Annotated in this window: 12 protein-coding genes and 1 pseudogene; 2 read left to right on the plus strand and 11 right to left on the minus strand. The window is 70.6% G+C overall.

The window, feature by feature from the left end:
- Positions 1-341: 341 nt before the first annotated feature.
- The 3 genes and pseudogenes from AC5WAM_RS40110 to AC5WAM_RS40120 form a co-directional block, all read right to left on the minus strand.
- A complete protein-coding gene (locus AC5WAM_RS40110; protein ID WP_495520698.1) occupies positions 342-785 on the minus strand; it encodes a winged helix-turn-helix domain-containing protein in 444 nt (147 codons plus the stop codon).
- A gap of 137 nt (positions 786-922) precedes the next feature.
- Positions 923-1303: pseudogene (locus AC5WAM_RS40115) on the minus strand (transposase); the annotation flags it as partial.
- Between the two features lie 220 nt (positions 1304-1523).
- Complete coding sequence (locus AC5WAM_RS40120) at positions 1524-2669, minus strand: serine hydrolase domain-containing protein (RefSeq protein WP_495520699.1); 1146 nt, start codon at positions 2667-2669, stop codon at positions 1524-1526.
- A gap of 47 nt (positions 2670-2716) precedes the next feature.
- Between AC5WAM_RS40120 and AC5WAM_RS40125 the strand changes: the two genes are divergently transcribed.
- Positions 2717-2893 carry a hypothetical protein gene (locus tag AC5WAM_RS40125; protein ID WP_495520700.1) on the plus strand — a complete coding sequence of 59 codons (177 nt, stop codon included), beginning with the start codon at positions 2717-2719 and terminating at the stop codon, positions 2891-2893.
- A 12-nt stretch (positions 2894-2905) separates the two neighbouring features.
- Positions 2906-3187, plus strand: coding sequence for a hypothetical protein (locus AC5WAM_RS40130; protein WP_495520701.1), 282 nt, complete (start codon positions 2906-2908; stop codon positions 3185-3187).
- Between the two features lie 62 nt (positions 3188-3249).
- Here AC5WAM_RS40130 and AC5WAM_RS40135 read toward each other — a convergent pair whose 3' ends face one another.
- From AC5WAM_RS40135 to AC5WAM_RS40170, 8 genes are read right to left on the minus strand one after another with little or no spacing between them, the layout of a single operon-like run.
- Complete coding sequence (locus tag AC5WAM_RS40135; protein ID WP_495520702.1) at positions 3250-4074, minus strand: thioesterase II family protein; 825 nt, start codon at positions 4072-4074, stop codon at positions 3250-3252.
- Entirely contained in the window at positions 4071-5351 is a 1281-nt protein-coding gene (locus tag AC5WAM_RS40140; protein WP_495520703.1) for an APC family permease, read from the minus strand. The genes AC5WAM_RS40135 and AC5WAM_RS40140 overlap by 4 nt, the downstream gene beginning before the upstream one ends.
- Positions 5348-6067 carry a thioesterase II family protein gene (locus AC5WAM_RS40145; protein WP_495520704.1) on the minus strand — a complete coding sequence of 240 codons (720 nt, stop codon included), beginning with the start codon at positions 6065-6067 and terminating at the stop codon, positions 5348-5350. The genes AC5WAM_RS40140 and AC5WAM_RS40145 overlap by 4 nt, the downstream gene beginning before the upstream one ends.
- Entirely contained in the window at positions 6064-7296 is a 1233-nt protein-coding gene (locus tag AC5WAM_RS40150) for a cytochrome P450 (RefSeq protein ID WP_495520705.1), read from the minus strand. Before AC5WAM_RS40150 ends, AC5WAM_RS40145 begins: the two co-directional genes overlap by 4 nt.
- Positions 7283-7516 (minus strand): acyl carrier protein, encoded by a 234-nt coding sequence (locus tag AC5WAM_RS40155; RefSeq protein WP_366793402.1) that lies wholly within the window; start codon positions 7514-7516, stop codon positions 7283-7285. The genes AC5WAM_RS40150 and AC5WAM_RS40155 overlap by 14 nt, the downstream gene beginning before the upstream one ends.
- Positions 7513-8934, minus strand: a complete 1422-nt coding sequence (locus AC5WAM_RS40160) for an AMP-binding protein (protein WP_495520706.1) — start codon at positions 8932-8934, stop codon at positions 7513-7515. Before AC5WAM_RS40160 ends, AC5WAM_RS40155 begins: the two co-directional genes overlap by 4 nt.
- Positions 8931-10706, minus strand: a complete 1776-nt coding sequence (asnB, locus tag AC5WAM_RS40165) for an asparagine synthase (glutamine-hydrolyzing) (protein WP_495520707.1) — start codon at positions 10704-10706, stop codon at positions 8931-8933. Before asnB ends, AC5WAM_RS40160 begins: the two co-directional genes overlap by 4 nt.
- A gap of 3 nt (positions 10707-10709) precedes the next feature.
- Positions 10710-12458 carry a non-ribosomal peptide synthetase gene (locus tag AC5WAM_RS40170; RefSeq protein WP_495520708.1) on the minus strand — a complete coding sequence of 583 codons (1749 nt, stop codon included), beginning with the start codon at positions 12456-12458 and terminating at the stop codon, positions 10710-10712.
- Position 12459 lies beyond the last annotated feature (1 nt).

The raw sequence follows: 12459 nt of genomic DNA on the forward strand, positions 1-12459 counted from the left end.
ATAGTCCTTGTGCGTGCTGGCCAACTAGGCCCTTGTCCGCTGCGGTTGCGAAATAGCCCGCCCTCAGGCCTGCTCGGGCCTGAGCACCACCTCGGTGTGAGTGGGCCTGGTGGTCGCCGCGACGCGAGTGCAGGGCGGTGATGCGGCGGGCAGGGCCGTGAGGTTCACAGAGTCCGCCGCTGCCCGCCACCCGCCCACTCCCGGTGACAGGCCGATGCCTGACGTTGCGTCGGCCGTGCTGCTGTACGGGGTGCCCGGGGAGGACGACCTCGTCCCGCCCCAGCGCTCCGGCGCCGGGTGCCTCTGGTGCCGGCACCGGCTGCGTCCCGGCAAGGGCATCATCAGCCGGGACCGTTCGCCGGGTTGTAACAGGTCAGGGCGGCGATGGAGAAACGGCGCTGGAAGCGTCTCCTCACCCGGACCACTGGCGTGCATCCGCGTCGGGCCCAGGTGCGAGAGGTGGGCGGTGTCAGCGAGAAGCCGGCCTCGTCCTCAAAGAGCAAGCAGGCGCCGAGCGGCCGCCGCGGAGCTTCCGCCTGCGGCCATGTGTCCTTCACCCAGCCGGTGGCCGTCGCCTCGTCACGCTCCACAGCGCGCCGGGCTGGGACCTGCTGGCTGAACCCGTGGCTTCGGAGCATCTCCATGATGGTCGACAGCGCGAGGAACTTGTGGAACCGGCGTTCGATCAGCGCCTTGACCCTCGCCATGCTGCCCTGCGCAGCGGCGAGCAGCACGACCGCCTCCATGCGGACGCTCTCGCTGAATGCCCGCCGTCCGTCGGTCAAGCCACCGCCTTGCGGATACCCCATGGCTCGGGCGTGCCGCAACGATCACCACTCGTCACCGCTCAACGACGGCACGCCTGAAGCTCAGTAACGGGAGTTCTCCTGCGGCCGCACGAGCGTCTCGCCACTGATGATCCTCCCTTCTTTCGGGACCCGGCAGCGTGCTGATGCGCCCGCACGGCCGTGGAGTCGATGTACTCGCTCGACCAGTCGATCTCCCTCGATCGCGTCCGGACGCTGCTGACAAATGCCGGCAGACGGTCTCAGGTGCCATCCGCCGACCAGCGGCGAAAGCGTTCGTACACGGTCTTCCACGACCCATGGCGCTCAGAAAGGTCCCGCCAGGTCGCCCCGGTCGACAGCGTCCACAAGATCCCGTACACGATCTGCCACCGGTCCCGGACCGGACGCCCCATCCGGGACCGCGGCAGCAACAGCTCGATCACAGCCCATGCCCGATCGGACAACTCATGACGACGCACCACGAGCTGCCCAACGAACCACGACTTTACGGACACGCCCGAATCCTTCGAGTCGACAGCCGACGGCAGCGCCTCGACGACGAAAGACAGGAAGCAGGGCCTGGTCGAAAGGTCGCGGAAGCCGTCGGGGAACCGTTCACGTGCGGTTGGTTCGGGCTGGGGCTCACTGATGGCGGAAAGGCGAAAGCCCGCGACGGTCACCTGCCAGGTGAAGAGAGGCCCTGCCACTCATGATCCTCTCGCGCCGGTTCCGTCATCACTCCCAGCCGCCAGGCTGAGAGGGGTTCAGTGATTTATAGGCGGCTCGTAGGAGCTTTTGACCACGGGGGTCGGTGAGGCCGAGGTGGGTCATCTGGTTCATTACATAGGCGATGGTCATGCGCGCGTTGAGGTCGTTGACGACCAGCGATCCTCCCCTTCCGCCCCAGTAGCAGGTGTGGTGGTTGGCTGTGCGGACCGGGGCGTTGTCTGAGCTGAGGGCGTAGCCGATACCGAAGCGTAGGGGGATACCGAGCACAAGATCGATGCCGTGGTGCTGCTCGTCGAACACTGCGCGGCGAGTGGCTTCGGAGAGGATGGACGACTGGGGGGTATGGCCGGAGGTGAGTACTGATTGGGCGGCGGCCACAGATCGTGCGTTGCCGTATCCTGCGGCGGCCGGGATCTCGGCGCGATGCCACTGAGTGCTCCAGGTGTCCTGAGCCGTCACGTACGCCCCGACAGGGATGGTTACCCGTGGGTTGGGCGCAGGCGCAGGCGCGGGCCCGGGTGCGGGGATGACCTCGGAGACACGGTGATCGTCTTCAGCGGCGAGGCCGATGTGGAAATCGGCGTCCAACGGGGCAGCGAGGTACTCGGCGAAGAACGTGCCGATTGACTGCTGGCAGATACGGCGAATCACCTCGCCGAGCAGGAATCCATGAGTGAAGCGATGGTAGCCGGATGCTGAGCCTGGTTCCCATCGGGGCGATTGGCGTGCCAGCAAGGTGGTGGATTTCTCCCAATCACACAGGTCGTCAAGCGTCATCGGCTGATCCCAGTCGGGGAGTCCGGCAGTGTGACTGAGCAGGTGCCGAATCTCGATGCGGTTCTTTCCTGCGGCGCCGAACTCGGGCCAGTACTTCGTGACCGGTGCGCACAGATCGAGTTCGTTACGGTCGGCGAGAACGAGGGCGCACAGTGCGGTCATTGTCTTCGTGGTGGACCACACATTAGTGATGGTGTCGCGCTGCCATGGTTTGGTGCGTTCTTGGTCGGCGCACCCACCCCAGAGATCGACGACAGGTTCGCCGTCGAGGTAGATCGCCACGGAGGCGCCGACGTCAGATCCGCTGCGCAGAGAGTCCGCGAAGGTCTCCCGCACCGCGCTGAACTGGTCGCTGCAGATGCCGTGTACTTCCATGTCGGACGAGGTCTCCGGTCTCAGTGTTTCTCCATTGACTGGCTCAGGTGAGACGCGGCGGTCTGTCCTCCCTCAAGAGTGCCGAGGACCGGGCCACGTTCCTGAGCCTCGTCAAGAACAAGTTCCGCAGCGAGCGCGAGATCGCCCGCGTCACCGGCAAGCCCTACCACAAGACCTTCCTAGACCTGCAACAGGGGTACCAACTTGCCGAGGCGGGCGGGTAGTTCCGCAAGGACGTGGAGCGCCTTTCGCCCAGCGACATCGGAAAGCTGGAGCAGATCTGCATCGGTGAGGAACTCGTCAAAGTCCGGATCTCGGCGACCAAGGTGAAGCTCTTCGCGGTCGTCCCCGGCGACCTCCCCGTCGCCCAGGCCAAACTCATCCACGACGAGTTGAAGGCGGACCACTTCCAGTACGTCGAGATCATCGGCGCGGACACCACCCGCGCGGAGCTGAACCAGATGGCCGGGCAACTGAAGGGCCTGGCCCAGCGCCTGGCGGAGGAGGAGGCTCCCTGACGCAAGCTGCCCCTGCCGGCGCAGGATTGTTCGGATCGACTTCCCTGAGAGGGCCATGGGCGTCAGGCGCCCGCCGTCTCCTGGATCCGTCGGAGCCAGGAGACGCATTCGGGGGAGTGCAGCAGGTCGGAGTGGCCGCCCGGGAAGGTGTGCCGGGTGAAGGGGCCGGTCGTGGCGTGCTGCCACCCGGCGATCGTCTCGTCCGTGGTCAGCGGGTCCTCGATGCCGCGTGCCGCCAGGACGGAGCAGCGCAGGGCGGGGGCCTTCGCGGGGGTGAACTGCCGTAACAGGCACAGGTCCTGGGCCGTCGTCTCGGCGACGACGGCGCGCCACTCGTCGGAGGGAGCGTCGGCCAGGACGCCGGGGTCGGCCCGGTCGAGGTAGGCCGCCGCCTCCGCAGGGTCGGCGGAGGCCCCCTCCGGCACCCGCAGCAGGCCGGGCCCGGCGGCCCCCACCGCCACCAGGGCGGCGACCTCGACGCCGGCTTCGCCCAGGTGGGCAGCGGTGGCGTAGGCAACGTACGCGCCGTAGCTGTGCCCGAACAGCAGGGGGCGTACGGCGGACCGGCGGGTGATCTGGTCGGCGCAGGCCCGCACCACCGTGTCGAAGGAGGCGGCCGGGGTCCCGAAGCCCCGGCCGGGCCGCCCCGGATAGCGCACCGGAAAGGACGGTACGCCCAGCGCCTGGGTGAGCGGACGGAACTCCGTTCCGAAGGAACCGGCGCCCGGGAAGAACACAGTGGTGCACGAGGCGTGGTCCCGGGAGGCCTCCGTGGGCCCGTGTCCCTCGTCATCCGTCTCGGCGTTCATCGAGGTGTGTCCCTCGTTGTCCGTCTCGCCGTTCATCAGTGCCCGTCCGTCGTCGCCTGTCCCTGTTGCAGCGCTCACCGGTCCGCTCCCTCATACTCGGGTTCCTTCCTCGACGGGCGGCGGGCGAGGGCCGCGGTCACCAACCAGACCGCGGCGAACAGCGCCCAGCACGCCCACATGGGCGGCCCGGCGAGCACGGTCACGGCGACCACCGTGACGGCGCACAGTGCGGTGACCACCTTGGGGGTGCCGCCGGGTCCGGCCAGCTTCGCGTAGGAGGCGGCGCCCAGGCCGTAGAGGACGAAGTAGATGCCTCCGGACAGGACGAAGAGCAGTTCGAACGACATGGCGCCGGTGGAGCCGAGGAGTGCGATCACGATCAGGACGGCGCCGACCACCAGCACGGACGTCACCGGGTTGCTGTCCCGGTCGCGCACCCGGGCCAGCGGGCCGGGCAGATAGCCGCTGCGTGCCATGCCGAACACCAGCCGGGACAGGGCCAGCACGGAGGCGCACACGTTCGCGACGATGGCGGCGGTGACCAGGGCCAGCGTCACCGGGCGGCCCAAGCCACCGAGGGAACGCTCCGCCAGGCGCAGCAGCGGGGCGTCGTCCAGGGCATCGTCGCCGGGGGACACCGCGCTGAACAGGCCGAGGAGGACCAGCCCGTACAGGGCCACCACGATGAGGTAGGAGGTGGCGAAGATGCGCGGGATGGCGTCGGGGCGCTTGTGTTCCTCGAAGGTGAAGGCCACGGTCTCCCAGCCGGTGAAGGCGACGTAGACGGCGGTGAGGACGCTGCCCAGTTCCCCCAGCGGTGGCATCGCGGTGCTCGGCGCGTGGACGCCGTGCTTGCCGAGCGCGAGCAGTGCGGTGCAGGTGACCAGCACGAACAGGCCGAGTACGAGGGCGACCTGCACCTTTCCTGACACGTTCGCGCCGAGGCACCCGATCAGGGCGGCGACGGCCAGGACGGTGACCGGGAAGATCCAGGCCAGGCTCGGCACGTCGGAGAACTGGGCGACGTAACGCCCGCCGGTGATGGCGGTGGCCGGGATGCCGGCCACCAGCGCGAGGGTGGCGAGGAGTCCGGAGGAGCGCCCCACGGGGCGGCCGAAGGCCACTTCGGAGTAGTGGGCCACCCCGGAGGCCGACGGGTGGCGGCGGCCCAGCCACGCGTAGCAGTACAGCAGCGGGACGACCGACACCGCGGCGACGGCCCAGGGCAGCCATGCGGAGCGGCCCAGTTCGTGGTAGCTCGTGCCGGGCAGGATCATCATGCCACTGCCCAGGATGGTGGACAGGGCGAGGAAGGTGCCGACGGTGCCGCCCAGCGACTTCTGCAGTCCGCTCACGCCGCCGCCTCCTCGGGGAGGGCCGCGCCGAGGGCACGGCCGAGGGCACCGGCCCGGGGCGCGTCCAGGCTGTGTCCGCCGGGGACGACCGTCAGGTGGAACGCGCCCGATACCCGGTGGGCCCAGGCGGCGCAGCGTTCGGGCGGGATGAACCGGTCGTCCCGGCCGCAGAGCACGTGCAGGTCGGTGAGGCGGGCCGCGGGGCCGATCCGTGCGGCGAGGCGGTCGGCCACCACGGCGTCGGCGCGCAGGCCGTGCGCGATCTCCGCCAGCATGTCCGTGTCGTCGAGTAACTCCCGGGGGAAGCCATCGTGGGCGAGTACCTGGGCGATCTCGGGGTCGGAGAGCTGTGACATCGTCGGTATGCGTCCTGAGGAGTCGGGGCAGGGGGTGCTGATGACAAGTACCCCGGTCGGCCGGGCACCCCTCATGTCGAGGGCCGGGTGCAGGCGGACGGCGGACAGTCCGCCCATGGAGTGTCCGGCGAGGACGATCCGGCGGGCGCCGCAGCGGTCCGCGGCAAGCCGGATCTCCTCGGCGGTCCGTTCCTGCCAACGGCCCGAGTCGAGGTCGGCCACGGAGTCGGCGTTCGGCAGGGCCAGCGGGGTCAGGCCGTGGCGGGCGGCGGCGTCCTTCACGAGGGTGAGGGTGGTGCCGCCGCCCCCGGCGGCCGGGAAGCAGACGCACAGGTCCTGACCGGCGGTGGCCTCGCTCATGTGCCGAATTCCTTGGCGTCGACCACTTCCACGTGCAGTTCGGTCAGGCCGAGCATGAAGTTCGAGCGCAGTCGGCGGGGCGGCGCGTGCACCGCGAACGCCTTGTCCCAGGCGGCCAGTTCCTCGATGAAGGTCTGGATCTCCAGGGTGGCCGCGGGGGCGCCGACGCAGCGGTGCACACCGGCCCCGAAGGCGATTTGTTTGTTGTTGCTGCGGTCGATCAGAAATTCGTCAGGGCGTTCGAAGGCCTCGGGGTCCCGGTTGGCCGCCATGTTCCACAGGGTGACGAAGCTGCCCGCGGGAACGACGTGCTCGCCGACCTGGAAGTCCTCCACCGCGAGGCGCTGTACGTAGCTGTTGGTCGAGGTCCAGCGCAGGAACTCCTGGGTGGCCACGTCGCAGCCGACGTCGCCGTCGGCCACCTTGCGCCACTGCTCGCGCTCCCCGTCGATGGTGTGCACGGTCAGGCTGGCGGTGTGCGGGGTGGTTTCGTTGCCGCCGACAGCGACGTTCAGACCGTTGAGCACGGCGACGTCGCGGGGCATCGATCCGTCGGCCACGCACTGGGCCAGGAAGCCGATCATGTCGTCGGCCTGCCCGGAGCCGAGCCGGTGACCGATCAGCTCGTCGATGAACTCGAGCACCTCCAGCTGGGCGTCGACGAGCGCGTCCAGCGGGGAGCTGCCCGCGTACACCTCGTCGCGGTAGCCGATCATCGTGCGCGTGGCTTCCAGGAGTTGGTGGGCGTCTCCGGGGCCGATGCCGAAGAGCACCTCCAGGACGCCCTTGGGCAGTTCCGGCGCCACGACGCTGCTGAAGTCGAGGCGGTCGCCCACCGACAGCTTGCCGAGGGCGTCGCGGATGTTGCGGCGCACCGTGCGGCCGACCCTGGCGAGCATCTCGCGGCTGAACCCGCTCGTCTTGATCGGCTTGCGGATGGTGGTGTGCGTCGGCTGGTCGGTGACGATGAGCATGCGGCCGGAGGCCGAGTCCTTCTGCGGCAGGTAGGAGCCGTCGACCATCGTTCCGTACGACGAGCTGAGCCGCTGGTGGTCCACGTAGGCCGCGTAGACGTCGGCGTACCGGGTCAGCGCGTAGAACTGGTAGCCGTCGGCGCGGCGGTGCACGGAGACGGGGTGGTCGGCGCGCAGGCCCGCCAGATAGGCCCACGGGTCGTCGTCGGCGAAGAACTCCGGCGAGTACAGCGGGCTGTCCTCAACGACCAGCATGGGTGCCTCCGATCAGGTCGGCTATGCGTGTCGGGGTGCGGCCCTCGAAGAAGACGTGGCCCGGGACCTTGATCCCGGTCCGTTCCTTCAGCAGGGCGCGGCACCGCAGCACGGCCAGGGAGTCGACTCCGGCGGTGAAGATGTCCGTGTCGTTGGCCAGGTCGCGGTTGAGCACCGTACGCACGCAGTCGGTGATGGCAGCTGGCGAGATGTCGGTCATGTCTCCTCGGCCTTGTCTGTCGTTCGGTAGTGGTCCATGAGGGTGGGGACGTCGACCTTGCCGCCGGCCCGGACGGGGTAGCGGTCCACCAGGCTGATCCCGATCGCGGACGAGAAGCCCTGGACGACGGTCTCGATCCGGGTGCGGGTGGCGGGGTCCTCGAGGGTGGTCGGGTCGGTCCGCACGAAGGCCACGGTGTGCCGTTCGTGCTGGACGACGCGGCAGTCCCGCACGCGGGGCAGGGCGGTGACCCGCTGCTCCAGGGCGGCGGTGTCGACCCGCATCCCGTTCACCTTGACCTCGCCGTCCAGCCGCCCGGTGAACACGAGGTCGCCGTCGCCGTCGGGGCGCACCAGGTCTCCGGTGCGGTACGACGGCCGGCCCGTCTCGTCGAGGAAGCGGTGCGCGAGGACACCGTCGTCGAGGTAGCCCAGGCAGACGAACGGGCCGCTGACGACCAGCTCGCGGGCGCCGGGCGGGCCGTCGTCCGCCCCGCGCAGGAACTGGCGGCACCCCTCCAGCGGCCGACCGATGGGAACGGCCGGGGCGGTGAGGTCCTCGGGCAGCCGGTAGTGGTGCGTGGCGAAGGTGGCCTCGGTCGGCCCGTACAGGTTGACGAAGGTGCGGCGCAGACCCGCCCGCCGGGCCTGCCGGTACGTCGACGCCCGGAACTGCTCGCCGCCGCTGAACAGCCAGGGGATGTCCGCGACGGCCTCGGGCAGGACCTCGACGACCGTGGCGAGGACCGCGGCCGGAAGGAGCAGACGACCGATGCCGTACGTCCGCGCGAGCTCGGGCCAGGCGAAGACGTCGTCGTTGACGTGGGGCAGGCACACCACTCTCCCGCCCGCCGCCACGGTGCGCCAGGTGTCGAACCACCAGCCGTCGTAGGTGGGAGTGGCGAAGCTGCCCGCCGTGAGCGGGCCGGGCCCGGGTACGTCCAGGTCGCGGCAGGCGAAGAGCGCCAGCAGGTTGCCGCGGCTGACGGCGACGGCCTTGCGGCCGCCGGTGCTGCCGGAGGTGTAGTTGACCGCCACGGCCTCGTCGGGGAGCGGTTCCGGGCGCGGTCGGTGGGACGGCCGTCCGACGGGCTCGACGGATGGGCGCGGGCCGGGCGTCACGGTGAGCGTGAGGTCGGGCCGTATGCGGGCGAACTCCGGCTCGGTGAGCGTGTAGTCGTCGGCGACGGCCACGGATCCCGCCCGCCAGGCGCCCAGCTGCCCCGCGAAGCAGCCGAGTTTGTGCCGGGAGCGGACGACGACCACACGGGCCGGGCCGTGCGCGCGCACGGCCGCCTCGACCGCCGCGGCGAGCCGTCCGACGTCCGCCCAGCTGTACTCGGTGCCGTCCTCGACCCACACGGCGGCCGGTGAGGACCACCGCGGGCCGTGCAGCAGCTCGTGCCAGGTGTCCGTCATGACCGCAGTCCCAACTCGTCGATGATCGCGCTGATGCTGATGAGGCTCAGCCGGACGTCCCACTTGTCGGGTGTGGCCTCGGCGCCGAGGACGTCCAGCGCGTCGGGGCGGAAGACGCCACTGGCGGCGACGAGGTCCTGCCAGCGCGCCAGGGTCCCCTCGTCGGCCGTGTCGGCGAGTCCGTACGCCGTGAAGCCTTGTTTGGCGCGGTGCAGGATCCGTTCGGGCACGATGCCGGCGTACGCCTCCTTCAGGCAGGCCTTGCCCTCGAAGTCGGCCATCTTCCGCTCGTCGGGGACGCCGAGTGCCAGGGAGACGACGGGGTTGGCCAGGAACGGGTAACGGCCCTCCACGGAGTTCGCCATGAGCATCATGTCGTCGTGGTCGCCGAGCAGGTGTCCGCTCAGCTGCACGTACACGTCGGCGATCGACCGCAGCCGCATCGGGGTCAGGGCGGCCGTCTCCCGGTCGTCGAAGGGGATCAGCCGGTCTCGCCAGTACTCCTTGCCGGGCAGGGCGTCGAGCGCCCGCGGGGCGAGGCACAGCTCCCTTCGGCGGGCCGTTCTGGTGGGGTCGCTCTCCCAGGCGAAGTCGGTCCTGCCCCACGCTTGTTCGTTCTCGGCGTGCCGCTCGGGCGGTGTGCGGCGGGCGCCGTCGAACGCGTAGGAGTCGTAGCCGAAGAACAGCTCGTCGGCGCCTTCTCCGGAGATCACGCCCTTGAGGCCGGTGAGCCGGACCTGGCGGGCGAGCATCAGGGCCGCGACGTTGTACGTCTCGCGCTGCGGATAGCAGCAGTGGCGCACCATGTCCTCGAACTCGGCGGCGACGTGGGCCGGGGCGCAGCGGATCTGGTGGTGCTCGCTGCCCACGGCGTCGGCGATCTCGCGCTGGAACCGCCCCTCGTCGAGGGTGACGTCGTCGAAGAGCACGGAGAACGTCCGGGTGGGCTTCTCCCGGGCCCGGGCCGCTTCGAGGACGAGCGTGCTGGAGTCGAAGCCGCCGCTGAGGTAGGCGCCGATCTCGACGTCCGCGCGCAGCCGGTCGGTCACCGACCGTCCCACGACTTCGCGGATCTCCTCCCCGGTGACGGGGCGGTCCGTCTCCTGGAAGTCCCCGTACCGCCAGTACCGCACGGTCTCGGGGGGACCGTCGCCGAAGCGGACCACGCAGCCCGGCGGTACGGCGCACACGTCCTCGACGAGGGTTCTGGGCGCGACGATGTTGCCGAGCGCCAGGTACTGGTCGACGGCGCCGAGGTCGAGCCGCCAGGCCCGCGGCACGCTCCGCACGAGCGACTTCAGCTCGGAGCAGAAGTGCACGTGGCTGCCGAGCACGGCGTAGAACAGCGGGCAGATGCCGAAGCGGTCGCGGCCCAGGTGGAGGCTGCCGTCGGCCCGGTCGTGGATGACGGTGGCGAACTGCCCGTCGATCCGGCTCAGGCCAGCGGGCCCGTAGCGGGCGAACAGCTCGGGCAGGACGGCGACGTCGACGCGGTTGTCGGGCGGGCCGCCGCCCAGCAGGGCGCGCAGCTCGGCGGCGTTGTAGACCTCGCCGTTGGTCAGGGCCACGTACCGGCCGCTGGGGTCCTCGGCCGGCTGCCAGCCGTCCTTCAGCGCGGTCATCCCGAGCCGGCCGAGCTTCGCGGAGAGCGTGGGTGTGTTCAGGGAGTAGGTCTCGTCCGGTCCGCGGTGGACCAGCCGGGCGTGCATCGCGGCGGCGACGGCCCGGTCCAGGGTCTTGTCCGGGGCGTAGGTTCCGCACAGGCCGCACATCCGTCACACGCTCCGTTCCCGCAGCTGGTCGGCGAGGGACCGCAGGTTCTCCGCGCGCAGCACGTCGCGGACACCGGCGTCGGTCCAGCCGAGCTTCTTCATGCCGGTGACCAGGACGACGGCCGATGCGGAGTCGCCGCCCAGCTCGAAGAAGTTGTCGTCGAGCCGTGCGTCCCGGACCCCGGTGAGCGTCCGCACCAGGTTCAGTACCTGCTCGTCGGGGGAGTCCGCGGGGGTGCGGTCACGCCGCCGCCGGGTGCGCAGGGCGGCCCGGTCGATCTTCCCGTTCGGGGTGCTGGGGAAGACGTCCACGCGTTCCAGCACGGAGGGGATCTTGTACGGGTCCAGGATGCCGTCCAGGTGGTGCCGCAGGGCGCGCGGGTCGGCCGTGCCCTGGTAGTAGCAGACCAGGGTGTCGGGGGTCGCGGGGGCGTCGTCGGCGTGGGTCTCGGCCACGACGACCGCCTCCCGTACGTCCCGGTGACGGCACACCGCCGTCTCGATCTCGCCGGGGTCGAGCCGGTAGCCGCGGACCTTCACCTGGCGGTCGAGGCGTTCCACGTAGGTGAGCCGTCCGTCGCGCAGTTCCACGACGTCGCCGGTGGCGTAGCCGTTTGTGCCGTCGGGGCCCTGGAGCGGGTCGAGCCCGTGCTCGGTGAGGTACCCGGCCGCCACGGAGGCTCCGGTGACGACGAGTTCGCCGCGCCGGACGCCGGCCCCGGTGGTGCCGGTCTCGACGTCGCGCAGGACGTACGCGCACGCGCCCACCGGCTCGCCCAGGGGCACCGCGTCACGGCAGCCGTCCGGGTCGAGGGCGTCGCTGAGCAGATTGCACACCGTGGTCTCGGTGAGGCCGTAGGCGTTGTGGAAGCTCGCCGCCTTCGACCAGGTGCGGACCGCGGCCGGGCGGCACGGGCCGCCTCCGTTGACGACGTGTTCCAGGCGCATTCCGTCGGTGGGTTCGGTGACCGTCAGGGCGAACGGCGTCGTCTTGAGGTGGGTGATGCCGAACCGTTCGAGGGTGTCCTGCAGGACGGGGCCCGGCGCGAGACGGTCCTCGTCCACCACGACGAGGCAGCCGCCGGCGCTGAGCGTCCACAGGATCTCGGTGAGGCAGCCGTCGAAGGTGAGCCGGGCGAACTGCAGGGTCCGGCTGCCGGGTCCGACGGACAGACGGGTGACGTGGTCGCGGACGACAGGGGCGAGCGGGGCGGCCCGGACGAGGACGCACTTGGGGGTGCCGGTGGACCCCGAGGTGTGGATCGCGTAGCCGATCTCGCCGTCGGCGAAGGGCAGCGGGCGGGGTGCGGGCGGGCCGTCCGCAGGGCGCCGGTGGGCCGCGGGCCCGGTGAACGGCGCGCGGTCGTCGGCGGTGCGCCAGGCGGCGGGCAGCGCGATGAGTTCCACGTCTCCGTCGTCGCCCGCGTCGCGGGCCAGCAGCCTGACACCCAGCAGGCGGGTCTTGGCGGTGTTGGTCGCGTCGCTGTCCCGCTGGTCGACGACGACGAACGGCCGCCGGGCCTTCAGGGCGCCGATCATGGCGACGATCGCCGCCGCGCTACGGGTGCCGAGCAGGGCCACCCATTCGTCGGGACGGGTCAACCGCCGCAGCCGGTGCGCGAACTCGTCGGTGCGTTCACCGAATTCCCGGTAGGTCATGGCGGACCGCGCGGTGCGCAGTGCCTCGTTGTCCGGGACGTCCCGGACAGCGCGGTCCATGCCGTCGAGCACGGACTCCTCTTCTGTTCGCACG

The organism is Streptomyces sp. JLYT201 (assembly GCF_059448825.1).

Excerpts from the sequence above, each read along its gene's own strand:
- AC5WAM_RS40120 (WP_495520699.1), bottom strand. The coding sequence starts at position 2,669 with ATGGAAGTACACGGCATCTGCAGCGACCAGTTCAGCGCGGTGCGGGAG.
- AC5WAM_RS40145 (WP_495520704.1), bottom strand. The coding sequence starts at position 6,067 with ATGAGCGAGGCCACCGCCGGTCAGGACCTGTGCGTCTGCTTCCCGGCC.
- AC5WAM_RS40150 (WP_495520705.1), bottom strand. The coding sequence starts at position 7,296 with ATGCTGGTCGTTGAGGACAGCCCGCTGTACTCGCCGGAGTTCTTCGCC.
- AC5WAM_RS40155 (WP_366793402.1), bottom strand. The coding sequence starts at position 7,516 with ATGACCGACATCTCGCCAGCTGCCATCACCGACTGCGTGCGTACGGTG.
- AC5WAM_RS40160 (WP_495520706.1), bottom strand. The coding sequence starts at position 8,934 with ATGACGGACACCTGGCACGAGCTGCTGCACGGCCCGCGGTGGTCCTCA.
- asnB (WP_495520707.1), bottom strand. The coding sequence starts at position 10,706 with ATGTGCGGCCTGTGCGGAACCTACGCCCCGGACAAGACCCTGGACCGG.